The organism is Pseudomonas fluorescens, from assembly GCF_902497995.1.
Taxonomy (GTDB): domain Bacteria; phylum Pseudomonadota; class Gammaproteobacteria; order Pseudomonadales; family Pseudomonadaceae; genus Aquipseudomonas; species Aquipseudomonas fluorescens_BK.
In genome coordinates this window covers 41,048-63,843 of record NZ_CABVII010000017.1, presented here as the reverse complement: position 1 = coordinate 63,843, position 22,796 = coordinate 41,048, and the positions used below count along the sequence as shown (strand labels likewise).

Here is a 22,796-nt window from a genome sequence, read left to right as displayed (position 1 = left end):
GCCGTCATTCAGACTGACCGCGTTATCGTTCTTCGCGGGCAAGCCTCGCTCCTACAAGGTTCGTGGTGTGCTAACGGACGGGGCTGACGCCATCGAGGGTCGAGAACGACGTGTCCTTGGCCGTCAGCAGGAAATCGCGCATATACGGCGCATCCAGCATGTCGGCACGAATCCCCGCGTACAAGGTCGCGAACAAACCCTTCTCACCGAGGCGCTTGGCCTTCACATAACCCCGTGAGCTGTATTCATGCAGCGCCCAATGCGGCATGCCGCACACGCCGCGTCCACTGGCCACCAGTTGCATCATCATTACCGTCAGTTCCGAGGTGCGGACCTGGGCCGGTTCGATGTCGGCCGGTTCCAGGAAGCGGGTGAAGATGTCCAGCCGATCACGCTCTACCGGGTAAGTGATCAGCGTTTCCGTCAGCAAGTCTTCCGGGACGATATAAGCCTTGCCGGCCAACGGGTGCTGGTTGGCCACCGCGAGCATCGCTTCATAAGTGAACAGCGGCACATAGGTAATCCCGGCCAGTTCCAGCGGATCGGAGGTCACCACCAGGTCCAGGTCGCCCCGGGCCAGGGCCGGCAGCGGGGCGAAGGAGAAGCCCGAGGCCAGGTCCAGTTCGACCTCCGGCCAGGCATCGCGGAACTGATCGATGGTAGGCATCAGCCACTGGAAGCAACTGTGGCACTCGATCGCCATGTGCAAACGCCCTGCAGTGCCACCGGCCAGCCGCGCGATGTCGCGCTCGGCGCCGCGCAATAACGGCAGGGTGGCGTCTGCCAGTTGCAGCAGGCGCAACCCGGCGCTGGTGAAGCGCACCGGTTTGGTCTTGCGCACGAACAGCGGCATGCCCATGCGCTCCTCCAGCTCCTTGAACTGATGGGACAGAGCCGACTGGGTCAGGTGCAGGCGGTCGGCCGCATCCACCAGGCTATCGGCTTCGCGCAAGGCATGCAGGGTCTTCAGGTGACGGATTTCAAGCACCGGGGGCTCCATGAGGAAAACTTGTGATCAACACGAAAAGGTTGAGTTTGTCTCATGTTGGGTTGACTGTCGACAATAGCGCCATGTTTTACAGCATCTTTTATAGAGAGAAATTTCAACATGGCCTTGGCACACACACTGGGTTTCCCGCGCATCGGCGCTGACCGCGAACTGAAAAAAGCCCTTGAAGCCTACTGGAAGGGCGATCTCGACCAGGACGCGTTGAACAGCGTCGGCCGCCAGTTGCGCGCCAGCCACTGGCAAGTGCAGAAAGACGCTGGCATCGACCTGCTGCCGGTGGGCGACTTTGCCTGGTACGACCAGGTGCTGACCCATTCCCTGACGTTCGGTGTGATCCCCGAGCGTTTCGACAACACCAAGAATGAACGCGGCCTGCCGACCCTCGACACCCTGTTCACCATGGCCCGTGGCGCTACCGCGAGCTGCTGCGGCGGCGAACATGGCACAGCGCAATACGCCCAGGAGCTGACCAAGTGGTTCGACACCAACTACCACTACCTGGTCCCGGAATTCAGCGCGGACCAGCAGTTCACACTGAGCTGGGAACAGCTGTTCGATGAAGTCGACGAGGCCAAGGCCCTCGGTCACAACGTCAAGCCGGTGATCATTGGCCCTTTGACTTACCTGTGGCTGGGCAAAGGCAAATCCAAGGGCGATGGCGACGACTTCGACAAACTCGACCTGCTGGAGCGTCTGCTGCCGGTCTACAACGAAATCCTCGGGCGCCTCGCCGGGCAAGGCGTGGAGTGGGTGCAGATCGACGAACCGATCCTGACCCTCGACCTGCCGCAAGCCTGGAAAAACGCGTTCGAACGCGCTTATCACATCCTGCAGTACTCGCCCCTGAAAAAGCTCGTGGCGACCTACTTCAGCGGCCTGCAAGACAACCTCGGGCTGGCGGTAGGCCTGCCGGTGCAAGGCCTGCACATCGACGCGGTGCGCGCGCCCGACCAACTGCTGCACGTGCTCGATCGCCTGCCGACCTACAAGATTCTCTCGGTGGGCCTGGTCAATGGGCGCAACGTCTGGCGTTGTGAGCTGGAGCCCGTGCTGGCGCAACTGCAATGTGCCCAGGAACGCTTTGGCGACAACCTGTGGGTCAGCAGTTCCTGCTCGCTGTTGCACAGTCCGGTGGATCTGGAGCGCGAAGATAAACTCGACCCGGAACTGAAAAGCTGGCTGGCGTTTGCCGTGCAGAAGTGCGGTGAAATCGCCGTTCTGCGTGATGCCCTCAACGATCCGCAATCGCCCAAGGTGCAAGCCGCGCTGGCTGAAAGTCGCGCCGTTCAGGCGAGTCGTGCCGAGTCGCCGCGTATCCATAAAGCCGAGGTACAAGCACGCATCAATGCCATTGGCACCGCAGACAGCCAACGCCATTCGCCGTTCGCCAAGCGCATTGAGCAGCAGCGCGCCCGGCTGAAACTGCCGGCGTTCCCGACCACGACCATTGGCTCGTTCCCGCAAACCGCTTCGATCCGCCTGGCACGCCAGGCCTTCAAGCAGGGCAAGCTGTCGGCCAATGATTACACCGACGCGATGCACAGCGAAATCCGCCACGCGGTGCTAGTCCAGGAGCGCTTGGGGCTGGACGTATTGGTGCACGGTGAAGCCGAGCGAAACGACATGGTCGAGTACTTTGCCGAGCAGATCGATGGTTATGCCTTCACCCGTTTCGGCTGGGTCCAGAGCTATGGTTCGCGTTGTGTGAAACCGGCAATCATCTATGGCGACCTGAGCCGTCCGACCGCCATGACCGTCGACTGGATCACCTATGCGCAAAGCCTGACCGACAAGGTCATGAAAGGCATGCTGACCGGACCGGTGACCATGCTGATGTGGTCGTTCCCCCGCGAAGACGTCTCGCGCAAAGTCCAGGCGCAGCAATTGGCCTTGGCATTGCGTGACGAGGTAGTGGACCTGGAAGCCGCCGGCATCAAGATCGTGCAGATCGACGAAGCCGCGTTCCGCGAAGGCCTGCCGCTGCGCCGGGCGCAATGGCAGGAATATCTCGACTGGGCAGTGGAAGCGTTCCGCTTGAGCGCTTCGGGTGTGCGTGACGAAACCCAGATCCACACCCATATGTGCTACAGCGAATTCAACGACGTGATCCAGTCCATCGCGGCCATGGACGCCGACGTGATCACCATCGAAACCTCGCGCTCGGACATGGAATTGCTCGAAGCCTTCGAAGCCTTCGACTACCCGAACGACATCGGCCCGGGCATCTACGACATCCACTCGCCACGGGTGCCGGACACGGCCGAGATGGTCAAGTTGATGAGCAAAGCCGCGACGCGCATTCCCGCCGAGCGGTTGTGGGTCAACCCCGATTGCGGGTTGAAGACCCGGGCGTGGCCGGAGACTGAGGCGGCGCTGGTGAACATGGTGGCGGCGGCGCGGCAGTTGCGTAGCCGGTTGGCGTAAAGCACCAGGAAGGAGCGGGTAGAGTCGAAGCGGGGCGGTTGAAGTGCAAAGCCTGTGAGGGCGAACTCCCACAGGCACTGTGCATACCTCAATGCGTTATGCAAACTCGCTCCTGTCGGGTATCAGAGCTCTTCAAAATGCCGCAGCACGACTGATTGTTTGCCAATGTCCGAGTAAGGCAGGTCGGCGTCGTCAGCATGGGTCAGAAACTGGTGTTCCCGCAACTTCAAGTGGGCTTTCTCGAAGTCGCCGAACGCCGGTGCGGCCTTGGAATAATGGAAGTGGGCGTACCATAGCAGTGTTGGTGGGTTCTGCGTCAGGTCCCAGACTTCGTATTCCTGCATGTAGTCGGCTCGTTGTTTCGGTTTGCTCAGGTTTTTGATCGGCGCGGATCTACGCAGCTCCACCGCGTTTTGACCGATAAGGTCATCCAGCATGCCGTCGGTAGGTTTTTTACTGACCAGGGAATGCGAGGTACGCATTTGCCGGCCCAGCCTTTGGTGCTCGGCAGCCTTGTTGCGCAGTGTTTGAATGACCGGGTTTCGAGCATCCAGCGTTTCGATGCGCAGGGCGCTGCGGGTCAGCTCGTTCGCTTCGAATGTCATCATTTCTTCCAGTTCGACGGGGGGGCTGTTCGGTCTGGCACGGCCCTGAACCCTGGCCTGATGTGTCGGCAGCTCATCCATGCGTTTCTTGGCATCGCTCACCAAGGTTGCAAGATCCGTGTGGGTCGGCGCCGGCGTCGGGACCTCGGTGGGCGGGTTTAACAGGCGGAACTTGCCGTTGCTGCCTTGCTCCATGACCAGCTCGGCTCCATCCGCTCCAGTCATGACGTATTGTCGCTTCTGGGTCGTTGTTTCCCATTGCTCGGTCCCGATGAGTAGTCGATCGTCTTCGGTGGTGAAGATTTTTTTTGTGATCTGCCCGGTCGGTTTTTCGGCCGCGGCCCTGCCGATGCCTTTGCGGGCTCGCTCGGCCAACTTGTTGATATTGCTCAGCAGCGGGTCGATGGCTTCCTGATGGAAATGTTGAGGATAACTGGTGGACCAGGCTTGCAGTTCGCGACTGAATTGCATGTAAACGTTGTGGCAATCCTGGAGTATCTGATTGCGCTGCTCTCGGGTGGCGCTGACGTCAGGCAGGTCATGATGAGTAAACAGAGCTTCTTCCATCTTTGTGCGCAAGCGCTTCGTCTGCTGTTGCAGGTCGAGCCAGGACCTGTCGCCGGTAGTGCCAACACGCTTGATTATTTCTAATAGATGGCCGACTTTCACAGCCTCCGCTTTAACACCGCTGACTTTCTTGGATAAATCAATTTCCTTTCGCAGCATTGCGAAACTTTCTTCTTCAGGCGTCGGATTTGCTTTGTGTTTTTTTGGAGGAGTAGCTTTTTGAAGCCATCGGTCCGCCCGGTTTACCAATTCCTCGATCTGGTCCACTTCGCTCACAATTTTTATACGTATTTTGCGTAAATCCTCCAGAACGCTCAAATACTGATCAAGCCCTTTGGGCAATTTGTCCAGTTTCTCCAGCAGGTCATCAGACTCAGCCACCAATAAATTGATTCGTTTACTGGCAAAGAATATGCGCAGGTTGAACCGGTCAGCCAACACCCAGGCGCAAGTGCTCTGTTCGCGGATCGTTTTGGTTCTCGTATTACCACTGATCAGGCCCTGCAACTCATCCAGTGCCTCGTATCGCTGGATGCCCAGTTCGATATCGCGCACGCACTCTGTATCGGCAACCTGTGCAAGTCTGGAAAGATCTGTTCGCTGAGCTTCGCTGAGTGGCTTGAGCGCAGCATCGGAATCAACGTTTGGTTGGCGGGCAAGGTCGTAAGCTTTTTGGGTAGCGTTAAATTGGTCTAATGCCGCATTTGTTTGCCGAGTATGGATCGTATATTGACGGGCAAGATCATCAACTGTGTCTTCCAACTGATCTATGCGGCGTACGATCCGACTGGCCCACCAGCGCGGCAATCGTTCGCGAATGGCCAGCGGCCAGACGGGATCGAGTGCATCGGCCAGATGCCCGAGCACTTGTCCGCCGCCGAGCCCGCCACCCTCGAATGTGGTGCCGTAGACGCCGTACCAGGTATCCCAACGCCCTGTTTCATCCAGGGCAATGGGCTGTTTATAAGTTTTTCGCGAATTTCCGAACAAACGCCAGTGGCGTGAATCCTTGCTGAGTTCCACCTGGAAGAGACGTCCCTGGCGTTCGATGAAGTCTCCGTCGGCATGCCGGTAAATACCTCGGTAGAGGCCGTGAGTGGCCGGCTGTACCCCGGACAGGGAAATCGGTTTTTCATATTCGTAATCGACGAAGCGTTTCAATACATGTCTGGCCTGACGCCGGGTTTTTCCTTGCATCGCTGCCACGTTGCCGACCAGCTGATGAAGCTGGCGAGTACGTGTCAGCGCGCGGGTTGTCCGGGAAAGGCCCGAGGCTACAGCTTCACCCGGGAGCAGATCCATGAACGCGTCGATCAACGACAGTAGCATTGACCCGATTTCCGCCAGACCATCAGCCACATCTCCGCGTAAGAACGCCGCCGCCGCCTGATTGGCGGCGGTCCAGGCATCGTAGAGGGACAGGGCAGTGCCGACGAAGGGCACCATCCCTATTGCCATCTTCATGTAATTGAAGGCGCGCGGGCCTTTGAGTGCGTGTCGCTCGAAGAACAGGTCGTCGTTGGAGCGCGAGGTGCCGCGATGGGCTTCGACCAGGCGACCCATATGAGCGTCGAGCAGGTGGGCAGCCAGCGAGGTGGTCGTCGGCCAGCGCACCCCGACCTCAATCATGCCATCGAAATTTTTTTCCACGGCCTGATTGATACGACTGACATGCGCCCTGACATTACCTTGCAAGGTTCTGCCAGCCAGATAGTCGATCCACTTGTCATTCCCGCACAAGGTGTAAAGACCTTTGCGCGCAGCTTCGAGACTGTCATAGCGGCGCAGAAATTGGCCATCGTGGCTGTCGGGCAGGTACAGCAGGGTGACTCCGCTGACCTGTTCTTCGATAAAGGTCACGCCCGACAGGGTGACGGGACCCTCTCGGGGGGTGTCCTTGCCACCCACTTTCAGGGAAGCCGGCAGCAGGGCGACGCGCTTGCCGTTGGCGAGCCAGGCCTCTGGGGTGCTGGCGTCGATGGCGATGTTCAGCACCTCTAACTCATTGTTGTTGATATGTTTTTGCAGGCGCGCGCATTCACCCTGTATTTTGAGCATCAGGCGCCAGGGCTCGATAAGACTTTCCCGGCGATGCTCCTTGACGAAGACGGGCTCGGTGGCTGTTCCCTTGAACGCGTCAAAGATCAGTTTTTCATAGGCCTTGGGCAGGTCCAGTTCCGGCAAGACTTTGCGCAGGTAGGTCAGATTGATTCCGTTCAGCAGGCGAATGCGATCTTGTTTCAGCGTAGCGGTGACCTTCAGGCGCATGAAGACCAGACGCTGCGACAGCGAATCCTGCAGCACCGAATGAACGTTATCGACATTGAGCTGCGCCAGGTCTTCGAGCGACATTTTGCTGTGCGTGGAGCCAGGTACTATGACCGTCGTCTTCCTTGTTCCGCCTACCCCTGATTCAGGAACCGTTTCAGTCTTGGTCGAGTCGGGCAGCTCGACTTGCACGGCAAAATGTCCCTTGGCCGAGAAGTCTTTGCTGAGTCGGGCGTGCAAGTGTTTGCGAGTGAAATCGTCACGGGGTTCCAGGGCGATTGTCATGAGTTCGTGACTTTTATGCATCGCCGAGATGTACGCCTCGATGATTTTTTTGAGCCGGGTACGCTCGGGTCCTTTCAGATTGATCAGCCAGTCCGGAAGATTGGCAGCGAGGGTGCCACTGCGGTCTTGCTCCAGCAGATGGGCGAAGGCCAGGTTTCTGGCGGCGTGTACTGGAACCTGCAACGTGGCGCGCGCGCTTTGGCGTAAAATATCCAGTTGTTCGGCAAGTTGCTCGGCTGCGGCAGGCCCGGCATGAAGCTGGCTTAGTGCGTCGGCCTGTTCTTCGAAGTCGCTGGTCAGTTGGTTCAAGCCATACAGGAGCGCGTCGCCGGTGATTTTTTTTGGCTGCACCGTCAACCCGTTGTTGCGATCGTGAATCTTGAATACCTGGCGTTCCAGCTCGCGAAGGTTGGCGAACCGTTGCAGGCCACCCCCCGTGCCGAGCCAGTAGAGCAGCACGCTCTGCGGCGAGTCGGCGTCGCTGAGTGCATCCGCTCGGGTCACGATAAACGCGCCTTTGAGTTCCTCGGTGGTGACCGTGGAAGTGTCACCCGCCTGTTCCGTCATCGATAGGGTCAGGCTGGCTGCTACCGGGTCGGGGCCGGGATCGTCGGGTGTGTCCAGCAGGGCTTTGAGCAGGCTGTACTCATCGTCGTCCAGTTGCTTGAGGGCCTGTTGCAGTGTGGCCTCGGCGTGCAGTGCTGCCTTGTGCGCGCTGTGCAGGGCGGTGAATTCTTGCTGGAACGTGACCAGATTCAGTGCTCGCGATTGGTTCAACAAGCCGGAGGCAGCCTTGTCGGCAGCTTGTTCGGCGGTTTCCAGGGCTTCGAGCGAGTGCTTGAACGGTTGCAGGCCATCGCTTTCACCCACTGCTTTCACCAGTGTTTCGAGCGCATCGCGTTGTTTGTTCAGCGCCACCTGGCGCAAGGACAAGGGGATATCGGCATACAGGTTGCCGAACAGTGACGTCTCATCTGTCTCGGTATGGTCATCGGCCGTTTCCAGCCTGGGTGGTGAGGCGAAAAAGGTGATGTTGCTTCGCTGTCGGTCAACCTGGTCGGCCTGGACGAGAGATTGAGCACCATGCGTCGCCAACCCGGGCTTGCCACGGGTTCCGTGGCGTAAAGCAGTGACCTGAGCCTGCAGGTGAGCCGCAAACAGATCGCTCGCGCCCACGATCAACGGGGTGGTGTTTGCGGTGTACTCAAAGCGCATGTTGTCGGTGGGTAATCCGGTCGGGACGAGTCCCTGTCCGGACAGCCAGTTTTCCATGTCGCTGCGTTGATTGAATACCTGGATGGCCACGGGCTTACCCGGCAGATACAGCAATTGCCTGCCGCTGGCTGCATCTCCCGTAGTGATGACCCATGCACCTGTGAGTTTGACTCGGATGTGATTGCTTAACACCAGAGCCACTTGCTCGGTATGAATGGGCTGCTCGTTCAGCCTCAGCGCCCCGACGGGCGGGTCAATGAGCAACTGCAAGGGTTTGAGCTGTTCCTCCGTCAGGGCTTTGCGGGCGAATGCCAGTTGGGCGGCTGCCTCGAAATGCTGACGGTAAAGCTGTATCACTCGTGCTTGTCGCGATACGGCAGTGCCGGGAGCACGCTGGGCCCAAAAGGTTCGCCAGCGGTCGCCGTGAAACTGTTCCGGGTCGAGCGTCTTGAACCGTTCGAGCATCTGTACCGGTGTCAGGGACGTTAACGGGTGGGCTTGCCTCAGGCCGGTCACTCGGCAGCGCTGATCCAGCGTCGTCTCCAGCGTCGGGTGTTGCAGGACGAAGGCGCAGGCATGGGTAAAGCTGACAAAACATTCCGGCTGTTCATCCGTGCCGGCGAAGAGCAAGCCGGCTTGTTGCCCGTCCAGGTCCAGTGTCTGTTTCAGCAGTTGATCGAGCGTGTCGCGCATTCCCGGACTGGCAGCAACCAGCTCGCGCAGGCCCTGGCTGCTTTCGCGCCAGCGTGCCGAGGCATTCAGAAACAGGCTTTCGTCGTGGAGGGGCGGCACCGGGGAGAAGGGTGGCATGACAGCCGGCGCCGGGAGGGGAAGGTCGAAGAGCAGTCTATCGGGCATGGCAATATGGCTCGCAGTGGCGGAGCGGCGGTTGCGCTCCATGAGCGAGCCATTTAAGGAGAGTTCTGCGGGGCATTGGCACTACATAGTTACCGCACCGACCATTCAGCGAGGTTCATCAAACTGTCACGCAACTGTGGCAGCGGGCTTGAACGAATATCATCAGACTCGCGCTCTACTGGGGTTCTGCGTTTTGGTGTTTTTCATGCGTGCTTTGTTTTTATCGGCGGTCGTTTTTCTGGCCGCGCTGTTCAGCCTGCCATCTTTGGCGGCTTCTCGTTGTGAGGTGAATGTTCCAACCGAACGGGTCGATCTGGCGCAGGTGAGCCTGGCATACCAGAGCATCGGTCGTGCGTCGGACCCGGCGTTGCTGCTGGTGATGGGCCTGGGCGGGCAGTTGATTCATTGGCCGGACGAGGTAGTGGTGGCGCTGTGTCAGCAGGGTTTTCGGGTGATCCGGTACGACAATCGCGATGTCGGGCTGTCCACCTGGCGGCAAACGCCCGTCGACGCCAACCTGACGTTCGAAGTGCTGCGCTACAAACTCGGTTTACCCGTGGCGGCACCGTATACCCTGACCGACATGGCTGACGATGCCTTTGGGCTGATGGATGCCTTGCACGTCGAACAGTTCCACGTGCTGGGCGTCAGCATGGGCGGGATGATCGCCCAGCATATGGCGGCCATGGCGCCGCAACGGGTCGAAAGCCTGACCCTGATCATGACCAGCTCCGGCGCCGAAGGCTTGCCGGCACCGAGTGCGGCGTTGGTACAGCTCCTTTCGCGCCGGGGCGCGCCGAATCGCGAAGTGGCGCTCGAGCAGCAGGCCGATCTGCTGGCAGCGCTGGGCAGTCCGACGGTGAGTGATGATCGACAGGCTCTGTTGCAACAGGCGGCACTGTCCTACGACCGGGCGTTCAACCCCGAGGGCGTGAAGCGCCAGATCATGGCGATCCTCGCCGAGCCGAGCCGGGTGGCGCTGCTCAACCAATTGCGATTGCCGACGCTGGTGGTGCATGGCACGGCCGATCCGCTATTGCCGGTGATGCATGGCGTGCACTTGGCGGCCCATATCCGCGGCAGTCAGTTGAAGCTGATTCCGGGCCTGGCCCATCGATTCCAGGAAGCGTTCAAGACGCCGTTGCTGGCGGCGGTGTTGCCGTACTTGCAGGCCCATCGCGAAGACACTTCACATTGGGCGCAGATTGATCCGGTGCCGGCGCCGAACCTCCTGTAACCCCCGCAACCCCTGTAGGAGCTGGCTTGCCAGCGAAGAGGGCATGTCAGGCGACATCGATGCTGGATGTGCTGGCCTCTTCGCGAGCAAGCTCGCTCCCACATTAGAACTTCGCCGGGCACAGGATTTGTGTACACCCCGACAAGCCAGCACCTATATGAATAGATCTGCTACCGCCTTCAGCTCCATCAGTGACTCAGCCCGTACTTCTTGACCTTGTCGAACAGCGTGGTCTTGGCCATCCCCAGTTCGTGGCTGGCCTGGGTCAGGTTGCCGCCGCTGCGTTGCAAGGCGTCGCCGAGCAGGTTGCGTTCGAAGGCTTCCACGGCTTCGGCGAAGGCCAGGCCTTGATTGTTGCCGCTGGCGCCGGACTTCTTGAAGGCCGGCAGACCGAGGGCGAAGCGTTCGGCGACGTTACGCAGTTCACGCACGTTGCCCGGCCAGTCGTGGCTCATCAGGTTTGACAGGGTCTGGTTGTCCAGCTCCGGCACCGCGCGGTCGAAGCGCAGGGACGACTGCTGCAGGAAGTGTTCGAACAGTTGCAGGATGTCTTCACGACGCTCGCGCAGCGGTGGCAGTTCCAGGGTCACCACGTTCAGGCGGTAATACAGGTCGCTGCGGAATTCGCCGGCCTTGCTCGATTCGTCCAGATCGGACTTGGTCGCCGCGATCACCCGGCAATCCACCGCCACGCTCTGGTTCGAACCGAGGCGTTCGAGGGTGCGCTCCTGCAGCACCCGCAGCAGTTTGATCTGCAAGGGCAGGGGCATGCTTTCCACTTCATCGAGGAACAGCGTGCCGCCGTCGGCGTGTTCGATCTTGCCGATCCGCCGCTTGCCGGCGCCGGTGAACGCGTTGGCTTCATGGCCGAAGATTTCACTTTCGAACAGGTTCTCCGGCAGGCCGCCGCAGTTCAGCGCCACGAACTGCTTGGTATGTCGGCGGCTGAAATCATGCAGGCAGCGCGCGACCAGTTCCTTGCCGGTACCGGTTTCGCCTTCGATCAACACGTTGGCCGAGGTATCGGCGACGTTGGCGATCAGTTCCCGCAGATTCTGCATGGCCGGTGAGCGGCCGATGATGCGACCTTCCAGGGAATCCCGTTCCGCCAGTTGCCGGCGCAACGACGATACTTCCCGCGCCAGGCTACGTTGTTCCAGCGCACGGCGGGCGACATCCACCAGACGTTCGGGAGAGAAGGGTTTCTCCATGAAGTCGTAGGCGCCTTTTTGCATGGCGCCGACGGCCATGGAAATGTCGCCGTGGCCGGTGATCAGCACTACTGGCAGGCTGCGATCACGGGCCTTGAGCCGGGTCAGCAGCTCCATGCCGTCGATGCCCGGCAGGCGGATGTCGCTGATGACGATCCCGGCAAAGTTATCGCCGACGCGCTCCAGCGCTTCTTCGGCGCTGCCCACGCCCACGCAGGGAATGTCTTCCAGGGTCAGCGCCTGTTGGCAGCCGAGCAGCACATGGGGGTCGTCTTCGACGATCAGCACACTAAGGTCGTTGTTCATATTGGCTCGGCGTGAAGGGGGCTTACCAACGGTAAACTGAGGACAAAGGTGGTACCACCGCTGGCCGGGTGTTCGACGCCCAGGTGGCCGCCGGTGGCCGCGGCCAGGCTCGCCGACAGCGTCAGGCCGAGGCCCAGGCCCTGTTCGCCGGGTTTGGTGGTGAAGAAGGGTTCGAACAGATGCTTGCGCGTCTCGACGTCGATGCCATGGCCGTTGTCGCGAACCCGAAGACGATACTTGCCATCGAACTCCTCGCCTTCAAGCCACAGCTCCGGCAGCGGCTGGGCCTGCATGGCATCGAGGGCGTTGCCGATCAGGTTGACCAGGATCTGCTCCAGTCGCGTCTGGTCGATCTGCACCTGCAGGTCGGTGAAGTCACGATGCAGTTGCAGGTGCGCGCCTTCCACACGACTGCCGAGCACTTGCAGGGCGGCGTCCACGGCCTTGCCGAGGCTGGCCTGGCCTTTGTCGTCGCCGCGACGGGCAAAGGAACGCAGGCTGGCGGTGATCCGGCCCATGCGGTCGATCAGTTCGTTGATGGTCTTGAGGTTGGTGCTGGCGACGTCCAGCTGACCGCGCTCCAGAAAACGCACGGTGTTGCCGGACAAGGTCCGCAGGGCGGCGAGCGGCTGGTTCAGTTCGTGGGCGATGCTGGTGGACATCTGGCCAATGGCGGCGAGTTTACCGGCCTGCACCAGTTCATCCTGGGCGCGGCGCAAGGTCTCTTCGGCCTGCCGGCGTTCGCGGATCTGCCCCTTGAGCCGTTCGTTGCTGGCGCGCAGGTCGGTGGTGCGTTCGGTAATCCGACGCTCCAGTTGATTGTTGGCTTCCTGCAAGGCTTCCCGGGCGGCGAGGCGGGTGGCGATCACTTTGCGCCGCTCGTTCCAGGCGATCAGCAGGAACGCCACCAGGGCAAACGCCACCGCCACCAGAATCCCCTGATTGATCGCTTCACGTCGCAAATCCTGGAGAGGGGTGAGCAGGGTGAAATTCCAGGGGGTGTCGCTCAGCGGGCGAGTTTGTGACAGGTAGCTGATGTTTTCTTCGTCGGACACCAGCTCGCTGTTGGCCGGAAAGGTCAGTTTTTCCTCGCCTTCGGCCAGTTTTTCCCGGGCCAGCGGTTGCAGTTCGTTCAACGGGAACCAGTAGTACTGCAGGCTGCGGGCCAGTTTTTCCTTGGTCTCTTCGCTGAGCGGTATCACCGATTTCAGGCGCCGCGCCGGATCGCTGGAAAGAATGATAATGCCGTTCTCGTCGCTGACGAAGGCCTCCAGGCGCGCCCGCTGCCAACGTTCTTCCATGGCTTCGAGGCGGACCTTGACCACCGCTACACCGATGATCTTGCCGCGTTCTTCCAGGCCGTGGGCCAGGTAGTAACCCGGCTCGCCGCTGGTGCTGCCGATGCCATAGAAGCGTCCCGGCTGGCCACGAACGGCATTCTGGAAGTAAGCGCGAAAGGACAGGTCTTCACCCAGGTAACTGTCGACGTCGCGCCAATTGCTGGTGGCCATGACGCGGCCGGTGGTGTCCATCACGTAGATAGCCCGACTGCGGCTGCGCCGGTTCAGGCCTTCGAGGTATTCATTGACCGTCTGCCGGTGTTCCGGTGACGGGTCGCCCAGCAACCTGGAAACACTGGATTCGAGTTCCAGCAGGCTGGGCAGGTAGGTGTACTTGCTGATCTCGCTCTCGACGGCGCGGGCGTGCAATTCCAGCTGACGCTGGCCGTTCTCGCTGAGGCTGCGAATCCCGTAGTGCTCACTGACCCAGAAGCCGAGGTAACCCAATCCGATCATCAGGGCGATGACCAGCGGCGGCAGGAACAGATGACGGATCAGACGAGGTTTCACGGCGAGTGATGGCGGCGCGGCGCGGTAAAGAGTGGGGTCGCATTTCATCACAGATGCCTTGGGTCAACCACAACACAAATCTACAAGCCACCACCGACCCCCTGTGGGAGCGGTGCCGTTCTTAGTGCTGCAGAATCTTGGCAAGGAAATGCTGTGTACGTTCGGCGCGGGCGTTGATGTCGCCGAAGAACTCCTCTTTCTTGCAGTCTTCGATGATCTTGCCCTGGTCCATGAAAATCACCCGATCCGCCACTTTGCGGGCGAAGCCCATTTCGTGGGTCACGCACATCATGGTCATGCCTTCGTGGGCCAGTTGCACCATCACATCCAGCACTTCGTTGACCATTTCGGGGTCGAGCGCCGAGGTCGGTTCGTCGAACAGCATGACGATCGGGTCCATCGCCAGTGCACGGGCAATCGCCACGCGCTGCTGCTGACCACCGGAGAGTTGCCCGGGATGCTTTTTGGCGTGGGCCGAAAGGCCGACGCGCTCGAGCAGTTGCAGGGCTTTCTTGGAGGCCTCTGCCTTGCTGCGACCCAACACCTTGACCTGTGCGATGGTCAGGTTGTCCATGATGCTCAGGTGCGGGAACAGTTCGAAATGCTGGAACACCATGCCCACGCGCGAGCGCAGTTTTGGCAGATTGGTCTTCGGATCGGCGATGGAGGTGCCGTCGACCACGATGTCGCCTTTCTGGAACGGTTCCAGGGCGTTGACGCATTTGATCAGGGTGGATTTGCCGGAGCCGGACGGCCCGCACACCACGATCACCTCGCCTTTTTTGACCTCGGTGCTGCAATCAGTCAGTACCTGGAAGTCCCCATACCACTTGTTGACGTTCTTGATAGAGATCATACGGCGAACCTTTTTTGCAGACGCTTGACCAGCTGCGAGGCGGCAAAGCTGATAATGAAGTAGGTGAAACCGGCGAAGATCAGGAACTCATTGGAGCGGCCGATGATGTCGCCACTGGCACGGGAGGCATTGAGAAAATCCACCAGGCCGACCGCGTAGACCAGCGAGGTGTCCTGAAACAGGATGATGCTCTGTTGCAGCAGTAGCGGGGTCATCTTTCGGAACGCTTGCGGCAGGATGATCAAGCGCATCATCTGGCCGTAGTTCATGCCCAGGGCCTGGGCCGCACCCATCTGGCCCTTGGGAATCGACTGCACGCCGGCCCGGACGATTTCGCAGAAGTACGCCGCTTCGAACATCATGAATGCCACGATGCACGAGGCGAACGCGCCGATCGGCGTGTCTTCGCCGGTGATCCAGCGCAGCACGAACGGCACCGCCAGGTAGAACCAGGTGATGACCAGCAGCAGCGGGATCGAGCGGAAGTAGTTGACGTAGGCGCCGGCAATGTTCGACAGCAGTTTGCTATGGGACAGGCGCATCAGGGCCAGGATCGTGCCGAGGATAATCCCGCCGGTCACGCCCAGGGCCATGAGTTTGAGGGTCATGACCATGCCGTTCCACAAGCCCGGCAAGGACGGGATGATGCCCGAGAAGTCGAATTCCATCATTTACCCCCTACGGAGATCAGGCCCGGTACGGCCACTTTCTTCTCGACACCGCGCATCAGCAGCATCAGGCCCATGTTCAGGGTGAAGTAGATCAGCGTCGCCAGGGTGAAGGCTTCGAACAGGTTGGCGGAGAACTCGGCGGTCTGCTTGGTCTGCGCCAGCAGTTCCATCAGGCCGATCAGCGAGGCCACGGAGGAGTTCTTGAACACGTTCAGGAATTCCGAGGTCAGCGGCGGAATGATGATCCGATAGGCCTGGGGCAGCAGCACGTTCCAGTAGATCTGCGGCAGCTTGAAGCCCATGGCGCGGGCCGCCGATTCCTGGCCGCGGGGCAGCGCCTGGATACCGGTACGCACTTGTTCGCAAACCCGCGCGGTGGTGAACAGGCCCAGGCACACGACGACGCTGAGGAAGGCCGAGGTGGTCGGGTTCAGGTCCTGTTTGTACCAGTCCTGCAGGTTTTGCGGCAGCAGGTCTGGCACCAGGAAGTACCAGATGAACAGCTGCACCAGCAGCGGCACGTTACGGAAGAGTTCAACGTAGCAGGTCGCGATGCCCGACACGATGCGGTTCGGCACCGTGCGCATGACGCCCAGGATCGAGCCCAGCAGCAGCGCAATGATCCAGGCCGCGACGGCGATGGCGATGGTCCAGCCCAGACCGGACAGGTACCAGTCGAAATAAATCTCGCTGCCCACGCCGGTGGGCTTGAAGAAAACGCCCCAGTCCCAGTTGTAATTCATCAGGGTCTCCCCTCGGATTCAATCGATGTACAAATGCCCGCCTGGGGGAACTCCGTTCCCGCCTGACCTTGAAGATCAGGCACACACGAGCGGCTCGACAGCCACCGGTTCGAGTGTTTCCAAAAAATGCCAGCAGGGAGTGACCATCCCTGAAAGGGCAGAGGCCCTCTCAGGAGATAAGGTTAGTCAGAAATCAGGATTTCTTTTCGTCAGCCGCTTTATCGGTTGGGTTGGCGATCAATTCCTTGATCTTGTCGCTCATCGGGAAGTTCAGGTTCAGGCCTTTAGGCGGGATTGGCTGCAGGAACCATTTTTCGTAGATCTTGTTGATCTCGCCCGACTTGTAGGTGGCGATGATTGCGTCGTCGACCGCCTTCTTGAACGGCTCGTCACCCTTGCGAACCATGCAGCCGTAGATTTCATAGGACTGGGCAGTGCCGGTCACCGCCCAGTCAGCCGGCTTCTTGGCCTTGGCCATTTCACCGGCCAGCAAGGCGTCGTCCATCATGAAGGCCACCGCGCGGCCGGTTTCCAGCATTTGGAAGGACTCGCCGTGGTCCTTGGCGGAGATCACGTTCATGCCCATCTGCTTGTCGGCGTTCATCGACTTGAGGATACGCTCGGACGTGGTGCCGGCGGTCGTCACGACGTTCTTGCCTTTGAGATTGTCGAAGTCCTTGTACTCCGAAGCGGCTTTCGACAACAGGCGAGTACCCACTTCGAAGATGCCGACAGAGAAGTCGACTTGCTGCTGACGCTCGACGTTGTTGGTGGTGGAGCCGCACTCGACATCCACGGTGCCGTTCTGCACCAGCGGAATACGGGTTTGCGAAGTCACGAGGTTGTATTTGACCTGGAGATTGGGCATGTCCAGGTCTTTTTTGATGGCTTCAACGATTTTCAACTGGATATCGTGGGAGTAGCCAACCGGTTTGCCGGAAGCGTCTGCGATATAGGAAAACGGAATGGAAGCGTCACGATGCCCGAGGGTGATGGTGCCGGACTCTTTGATCTTCTTCAGGGTGCCGGTGAGTTCGGCAGCGAAAACCGGAGTGCTGATCAGAGCGGCAGCAATGGCTGCGCCCAGGAGATGGGGAACGATGCGCATCAAATTTTCCTCGACATTGTTTTTTTTATGGAGCCAGTTGATCGGCCCTTTTGTGCTTCGAATGGCTGCCGGCTAAGGAAGTGTCGGCGCAACAGGCATTCGTCCAAGAGTGTAGAGCATGACTCGTGCCAGGCCAGGCTGTATAGGTCAAGCTACTGATTTATAAGAGAATTAATTTTTATTGAGGTGATTACTGTCGACGAATAATCCGGTTTACCGAATCGACCGCCGGGTCGCGTTCGGAAAACCGAATGCGAACGCAGCGCGCCCCCGTAGGAACGAGGCTTGCCCGCGAAGAACGACGACGCGGACATTCAGGCAGACCGCGGCGATCCCTTCGCGGGCAAGCCTCGCTCCTACAGGGGGCGGCGGTGTTATCCAGAATGCAAAAAAGCCCCTGAATCGTTGGATTCAGGGGCTGTGGTTAACCGGCTTGCCGATCAGGCCGCTTCGATCTTGCTGCGGTTCTGTTCGACCTTGCTCAAGTAGTCCGCCAGCTTCTGCTGTTCTGCCGCCGTGGTGAACAACCCGAGCTTGCTGCGACGCCACAGAATGTCGTGCGCGGTGGTCGCCCACTCCTCGGCGCACAGGTAATCGACTTCGCGGGTGTAAAGACCGCCACCGATGTGTTCGCCCAGATCACTCAGGTTCTGCACGCCTTCGAGCATGCGCCAGGTGCGGCTGCCATAGGTGGTGGCCCAGCGGCGTGAAATTTCAGTCGGTACCCAGTCGAACTTGTCGCGAATCAGCGAGCTCAGCGCCTGCGGGGTGGTCATGTCTTCGCCGCCGGGCAGGGCGGCCGTCGCGGTCCAGCTTGGCTTGATCTGCGTGAAGTACGGAGCCAATTGCGCCAGCGCCGACTCGGCCAATTTGCGATAAGTGGTCAGCTTGCCGCCGAACACCGACAGCAGCGGCGCTTCTTCGCCCGTGCCCGACAAGGCCAGGGTGTAGTCGCGGGTGACGGCCGACGGGTTGTCGGATTCGTCGTTGCACAGCGGCCGAACGCCGGAATAACTGTGCAGGATGTCGTCGCGGCTGATGCGCTTCTTGAAGTGGGCGTTGACCACTTTGAGCAGGTAATCGGTTTCGCCTTCGGTAATCGCGACCTTGGCCGGGTCGCCGGTGTACTCGCGGTCGGTGGTGCCGATCAGGGTGAAGTGGTTCAGGTACGGAATGGTGAAGACGATACGCTGATCTTCGTTTTGCAGAATGTGCGCGTGTTCGCCTTCATACATTTTCGGCACGATCAGGTGGCTGCCCTGGATCAGGCGGATGCCATACGGCGATTCCATTTTCAGGTCGTCACGGATGAACCTGGCGACCCACGGACCCGCCGCGTTGACCAGCGCCTTGGCGCGGATCGAAAACAGGCTGCCATCGGCGCGTTCCAGGTGCAGGTGCCACAGGCCCTTGGTACGACGAGCGCTGACGCAACGGGTCTGGGTGTGAACGTGGGCGCCATTTTCGCGGGCGGCCATGGCGTTCAACACCACGAGGCGCGCGTCATCGACCCAGCAATCGGAGTATTCGAAGCCTTTGCTGATTTCGCTTTTCAGCGGGCTGTCCGGGCCGAACTTCAGGCTCTTCGAGCCTTCGAGTTTTTCCCTTTTGCCAAGATGATCATAAAGGAACAGGCCGGCGCGGATCATCCAGGCTGGACGCAGGTGCGGACGATGCGGCAGGACGAAGCGCATCTGCTTGACGATGTGCGGGGCCTTGGCCAGCAGCACTTCGCGTTCGGCCAGGGCTTCGCGCACCAGGCGGAATTCGTAATGTTCGAGGTAGCGCAGGCCACCGTGGATCAGCTTGCTGCTGGCCGACGAGGTTTGGCTGGCCAGGTCATCCTTTTCGCAAAGGAACACCGAAAGCCCGCGACCGGCGGCATCCGCTGCGATCCCCGCGCCATTGATCCCTCCACCGATGACGGCGATATCGTAGACCTCGGTGAGAGGGGGCGTAGGCAAGGTAGAAGTGGGCATCGGCTGGCCTCGGCTTTTTTGATTTTCTGTATTGGATTTCGAACATTAATGTTCATTTGCGAAAATGGTAGCCCATAAAGCCGCCCACAGCCAGTTAACTTCGATTGAAAATACTGATCGAAGGGCGGGAAAAGGAAAATTTTCGAACATTTAGATGCGCAGAAGAGCGCAATGGGTGTGGTGCCTGGGCCGACGCTATCGCGGGCAAGCCCGCTCCACAGGGAATTGAGTCGGCCACAGGATTTGTGCACGCCGGTATCACTGTGGGAGCGGGCTTGCCCGCGAAGGCGTCGGTACAGACGACGAAGATGCAGGTTGGTTAAACGACCTCGAGCCGAATCTTGTGCTGACTCAACAACTGCGCCAAAGCCGGCACCGGCTGCTGATCGGTCACCAGGCAATCGATCAGGCTGATCGGCCCCAGGCGAATCATGGCATTGCGCCCGAATTTGCTGGAGTCAGCCGCCAGAATCACTTGGCGCGCATTCGCGATGATCGCCTGGGACACTCGCACTTCCTGATAATCGAAATCCAGCAGGCTGCCGTCTTCGTCGATACCGCTGATACCCACGAGGGCGAAGTCGACCTTGAACTGGTTGATGAAGTCGACGCTGGCCTGGCCGACCACTCCGCCGTCGCGCCGCACATTGCCACCTGTCAGCAACACGTCGAAGTCGTCCTTGGCGCTGAGCATCGAGGCCACATGCAGGTTGTTGGTGATGATTTTCAGGTGATTGTGATTGAGCAGCGCCCGGGCAATCGATTCGGTCGTGGTGCCGATATTGATGAACAGCGAGGCGTGGTCGGGAATCTGCGCCGCGATGGCTTCGCCGATACGCTGTTTTTCATCGCGCATCTGATCGGCGCGCATGGCGTAGGCGGTGTTTTCGACGCTGGAATCGTAAGCGGCGCCGCCGTGGTAGCGGCGCAACAGATTGGCTTCCGCGAGCTGATTGATATCGCGGCGGATGGTTTGCGGGGTAACGACGAACAGCGTAGCCATTTCCTCGATGCTGACATAGCCGCGTTCGCGGACCAGTTCGAGGATTTGCTGCTGACGGGGAGGCAGATTCATGGGGCGTCCTTTGGGCTGCCGTGCAAAATTTGCCCATGATGCCGGAGGAATCTGCTCCCGACCAGTTACAACCGGATACGAGTCCGGTCCTTGGCTTATTCAGCTCCTTCGTGTGGTTCCCAATCGCGGGTGCGGCTGACCGCTTTTTTCCAGCCGGCGTAGAGTTTTTCCTTTGCCGTTTCGTCCAGGGTCGGTTCGAATTCGCGCTCGATCACCGCCTTGCCGCGCAACTCGTCCAGGCTACCCCAGAAGCCGCATGCCAGGCCGGCCAGGTAAGCCGCGCCCAGTGCCGTGGTTTCGCGCATTTGCGGACGCTCGACCCGAGTGCCGAGGATGTCGGCCTGGAACTGCATCAGGAAGTTGTTCGCCACCGCACCGCCATCCACGCGCAAGGACTTGAGGCGTTCGCCGGAGTCCTGTTGCATGGCGTCGAGTACGTCGCGGGTCTGGTAGGCGATCGATTCCAGTGCGGCACGAATGATGTGGTCCACGCGCACGCCGCGGGTCAGGCCGAACAATGCGCCGCGGGCATACGGGTCCCAATACGGTGCGCCCAAGCCGGTAAAGGCGGGCACCAGATACACGCCGTTGCTGTCCTTGACCTTGTTGGCGAAGTATTCGGTGTCGTGGGCATCGTTGATGATCTTCAGTTCATCACGCAGCCACTGAACAGTAGAGCCGCCGTTGAACACGGCACCTTCCAGCGCGTAAGCCACTTCACCCCGCGGGCCGCAAGCGATGGTGGTCAACATGCCGTGCCTGGACTTCACGGCTTTGTCGCCGGTGTTCATCAGCAGGAAGCAGCCGGTGCCGTAGGTATTCTTCGCCTGGCCCGGCTCGACGCACATCTGGCCGAACAGCGCCGCCTGCTGGTCGCCAGCGATACCGCCGATGGCGATGCCGCTTTTGGTGTGGCCGTAGATTTCTGACGAAGATTTGACTTGCGGCAGCATCTCGCGCGGGATATCCAGCACCTCCAGCATCTTCGCGTCCCACTCCAGGGTGTGGATGTTGAAGAGCAGGGTGCGCGAAGCGTTGGTGTAGTCGGTGACGTGCACCTTGCCACCGGTAAATTTCCAGATCAGCCAGCTGTCGACGGTACCGAACAGCAGTTCGCCCTTGCGTGCACGCTCGCGGCTGCCTTCGACGTTATCGAGGATCCACTTGAGCTTGGTGCCGGAGAAGTACGGGTCAGTGACCAGGCCGGTGGTGTCGCTGATGTACTGCTCATGACCATCGCGCTTGAGCTGCTGGCAGATCTCGGTGCTGCGCCGGCACTGCCAGACGATCGCGTTGTAGATCGGGCGGCCGGTGACCTTGTCCCAGACCACGGTGGTCTCGCGCTGGTTGGTGATGCCGATGGCCGCCACCTGGTCGTGATGCAGGCCGGCTTGAGCCAGGGCCTCGACCATCACCGCGCTTTGGGTGGCGAAGATTTCCATCGGGTCATGTTCGACCCAGCCGGCTTGCGGGTAATGCTGGACGAATTCGCGCTGTGCGGTGCAGACCACATTCGCGTCACGGTCGAAAATGATCGCGCGGGAGCTGGTCGTACCCTGATCGAGGGCAATGATGTAGTTCTTGTTCTGAATGTCGGTCATGTCGATTGCCTTGGACGAAATAAGGGGTTGGGGTCAGGCGCGGGATCGAATGGGCAGGATCGCACGCCAACGCCATCAAGAGGTTCGTGGTTTGCCGTCAATGGCCGGTGCGGCGTCCGTAGTAGCGGGTATGGGGCTGGGCAGATGACGGGCAATCAGCCCGCGATAGGCACCAGCACCGAGGCAGGCACCGACAATCGGTGCAAAAATCGGAATCAGGAAATACGGGATATCGCGCCCGCCGGTGAGGGAAATTTCACCCCAGCCCGCGAAGAAAGTCATCAGTTTGGGGCCGAAGTCACGGGCCGGGTTCATCGCGAATCCGGTCAGCGGGCCCATCGAGCTGCCGATCACGGCAATCAGCAGGCCGATCAGCAATGGCGCCATCGGGCCCTTTGGCAGGCCGTTGTTGTCGTCGGTCAGGGACATGATCACGCCCATCAGGATGGCGGTGATGATGACTTCAACCAGGAAGGCCTGGGCGGTGGACAAGACCGGGTTGGGGAAGGTGGAGAACACCGACGCCAATTCGAGGCTGGCCTGAGTGCCACGAACCATCTGCTGGGTTTGTTCGTAATCGAAGAATAAATTGCTGTACAGCGTGTAAACCAACAACGCTCCACAGAAGGCACCCGCTATCTGGGCGAGAATGTAGAAAGGCAGTTTGCGCTTTTCGAAGTCAGCGAAAATGCTCAGGGCAATGCTGACGGCAGGATTGAGGTGGGCCCCGGAAACACCGGCGGTCATGTAGATCGCCATGCTCACGCCGATACCCCAGATGATGCTGATTTCCCAAAGGCCAAAGCTGGCACCCGCGACTTTGAGCGCGGCAACACAACCCGTACCAAAGAAGATCAGTAGCGCAGTACCCAGAAACTCGGCCATGCATTGGCTCGAGAGCGACGGTTGTTGTAAAGCAGTTGTCATT

Annotated in this window: 14 protein-coding genes; 2 read left to right on the top strand and 12 right to left on the bottom strand. The window is 59.9% G+C overall.

Going from position 1 to position 22,796, the window contains the following annotated elements:
• Positions 1–70: 70 nt before the first annotated feature.
• Positions 71–988, bottom strand: coding sequence for a transcriptional regulator MetR (gene metR / locus F8N80_RS19880; RefSeq protein WP_150745049.1), 918 nt, complete (start codon positions 986–988; stop codon positions 71–73).
• Positions 989–1,108: 120 nt separating this feature from the next.
• Between metR and metE the strand changes: the two genes are divergently transcribed.
• Positions 1,109–3,433, top strand: a complete 2,325-nt coding sequence (metE, locus tag F8N80_RS19875) for a 5-methyltetrahydropteroyltriglutamate--homocysteine S-methyltransferase (protein WP_150784538.1) — start codon at positions 1,109–1,111, stop codon at positions 3,431–3,433.
• Positions 3,434–3,555: 122 nt separating this feature from the next.
• On the opposite strand, the gene F8N80_RS19870 is transcribed toward metE, so the two are convergent.
• Positions 3,556–9,273 (bottom strand): dermonecrotic toxin domain-containing protein, encoded by a 5,718-nt coding sequence (locus F8N80_RS19870; RefSeq protein ID WP_224790720.1) that lies wholly within the window; start codon positions 9,271–9,273, stop codon positions 3,556–3,558.
• A 163-nt stretch (positions 9,274–9,436) separates the two neighbouring features.
• On the opposite strand from F8N80_RS19870, the gene F8N80_RS19865 reads away from it, so the two are divergent.
• On the top strand, positions 9,437–10,468 hold the full coding sequence (locus tag F8N80_RS19865; protein ID WP_150784537.1) for an alpha/beta fold hydrolase: 1,032 nt from the start codon (positions 9,437–9,439) through the stop codon (positions 10,466–10,468).
• Positions 10,469–10,656: 188 nt separating this feature from the next.
• Here F8N80_RS19865 and F8N80_RS19855 read toward each other — a convergent pair whose 3' ends face one another.
• The 10 genes from F8N80_RS19855 to F8N80_RS19805 all read right to left on the bottom strand — a co-directional run bounded on the left by F8N80_RS19855 (position 10,657) and on the right by F8N80_RS19805 (position 22,795).
• Positions 10,657–11,985 (bottom strand): sigma-54-dependent transcriptional regulator, encoded by a 1,329-nt coding sequence (locus F8N80_RS19855; RefSeq protein WP_150745052.1) that lies wholly within the window; start codon positions 11,983–11,985, stop codon positions 10,657–10,659.
• Entirely contained in the window at positions 11,982–13,883 is a 1,902-nt protein-coding gene (locus F8N80_RS19850; RefSeq protein ID WP_150784536.1) for a sensor histidine kinase, read from the bottom strand. Before F8N80_RS19850 ends, F8N80_RS19855 begins: the two co-directional genes overlap by 4 nt.
• 73 nt (positions 13,884–13,956) lie before the next feature.
• Positions 13,957–14,691 carry an amino acid ABC transporter ATP-binding protein gene (locus tag F8N80_RS19845; RefSeq protein WP_150745054.1) on the bottom strand — a complete coding sequence of 245 codons (735 nt, stop codon included), beginning with the start codon at positions 14,689–14,691 and terminating at the stop codon, positions 13,957–13,959.
• Complete coding sequence (locus F8N80_RS19840) at positions 14,688–15,359, bottom strand: amino acid ABC transporter permease (RefSeq protein ID WP_150745055.1); 672 nt, start codon at positions 15,357–15,359, stop codon at positions 14,688–14,690. The genes F8N80_RS19845 and F8N80_RS19840 overlap by 4 nt, the downstream gene beginning before the upstream one ends.
• Positions 15,359–16,105, bottom strand: a complete 747-nt coding sequence (locus F8N80_RS19835) for an amino acid ABC transporter permease (protein WP_150745056.1) — start codon at positions 16,103–16,105, stop codon at positions 15,359–15,361. The genes F8N80_RS19840 and F8N80_RS19835 overlap by 1 nt, the downstream gene beginning before the upstream one ends.
• A 193-nt stretch (positions 16,106–16,298) precedes the next feature.
• The gene (locus F8N80_RS19830; protein WP_150745057.1) at positions 16,299–17,213 is read right to left on the bottom strand and encodes a glutamate/aspartate ABC transporter substrate-binding protein; all 915 of its coding nucleotides are present in this window, start codon (positions 17,211–17,213) and stop codon (positions 16,299–16,301) included.
• A 440-nt stretch (positions 17,214–17,653) separates the two neighbouring features.
• Complete coding sequence (gene glpD, locus F8N80_RS19820; protein ID WP_150784534.1) at positions 17,654–19,192, bottom strand: glycerol-3-phosphate dehydrogenase; 1,539 nt, start codon at positions 19,190–19,192, stop codon at positions 17,654–17,656.
• A 319-nt stretch (positions 19,193–19,511) separates the two neighbouring features.
• The gene (locus F8N80_RS19815) at positions 19,512–20,267 is read right to left on the bottom strand and encodes a DeoR/GlpR family transcriptional regulator (protein ID WP_007916700.1); all 756 of its coding nucleotides are present in this window, start codon (positions 20,265–20,267) and stop codon (positions 19,512–19,514) included.
• Positions 20,268–20,362: 95 nt separating this feature from the next.
• Complete coding sequence (glpK, locus tag F8N80_RS19810) at positions 20,363–21,868, bottom strand: glycerol kinase GlpK (RefSeq protein ID WP_150784533.1); 1,506 nt, start codon at positions 21,866–21,868, stop codon at positions 20,363–20,365.
• A gap of 75 nt (positions 21,869–21,943) precedes the next feature.
• A complete protein-coding gene (locus F8N80_RS19805) occupies positions 21,944–22,795 on the bottom strand; it encodes an MIP/aquaporin family protein (RefSeq protein WP_150745060.1) in 852 nt (283 codons plus the stop codon).
• Between the last annotated feature and the right edge of the window lies 1 nt (position 22,796).

Bases quoted from the DNA above. Each gene is read 5' to 3' on its own strand.
- metE (WP_150784538.1), top strand. From the start codon at position 1,109: ATGGCCTTGGCACACACACTGGGTTTCCCGCGCATCGGCGCTGACCGC.
- F8N80_RS19870 (WP_224790720.1), bottom strand. From the start codon at position 9,273: ATGGAGCGCAACCGCCGCTCCGCCACTGCGAGCCATATTGCCATGCCC.
- F8N80_RS19865 (WP_150784537.1), top strand. From the start codon at position 9,437: ATGCGTGCTTTGTTTTTATCGGCGGTCGTTTTTCTGGCCGCGCTGTTC.
- F8N80_RS19855 (WP_150745052.1), bottom strand. From the start codon at position 11,985: ATGAACAACGACCTTAGTGTGCTGATCGTCGAAGACGACCCCCATGTG.
- F8N80_RS19850 (WP_150784536.1), bottom strand. From the start codon at position 13,883: ATGAAATGCGACCCCACTCTTTACCGCGCCGCGCCGCCATCACTCGCC.
- F8N80_RS19845 (WP_150745054.1), bottom strand. From the start codon at position 14,691: ATGATCTCTATCAAGAACGTCAACAAGTGGTATGGGGACTTCCAGGTA.
- F8N80_RS19840 (WP_150745055.1), bottom strand. From the start codon at position 15,359: ATGGAATTCGACTTCTCGGGCATCATCCCGTCCTTGCCGGGCTTGTGG.
- F8N80_RS19835 (WP_150745056.1), bottom strand. From the start codon at position 16,105: ATGAATTACAACTGGGACTGGGGCGTTTTCTTCAAGCCCACCGGCGTG.
- F8N80_RS19830 (WP_150745057.1), bottom strand. From the start codon at position 17,213: ATGCGCATCGTTCCCCATCTCCTGGGCGCAGCCATTGCTGCCGCTCTG.
- glpD (WP_150784534.1), bottom strand. From the start codon at position 19,192: ATGCCCACTTCTACCTTGCCTACGCCCCCTCTCACCGAGGTCTACGAT.
- F8N80_RS19815 (WP_007916700.1), bottom strand. From the start codon at position 20,267: ATGAATCTGCCTCCCCGTCAGCAGCAAATCCTCGAACTGGTCCGCGAA.
- glpK (WP_150784533.1), bottom strand. From the start codon at position 21,868: ATGACCGACATTCAGAACAAGAACTACATCATTGCCCTCGATCAGGGT.
- F8N80_RS19805 (WP_150745060.1), bottom strand. From the start codon at position 22,795: ATGACAACTGCTTTACAACAACCGTCGCTCTCGAGCCAATGCATGGCC.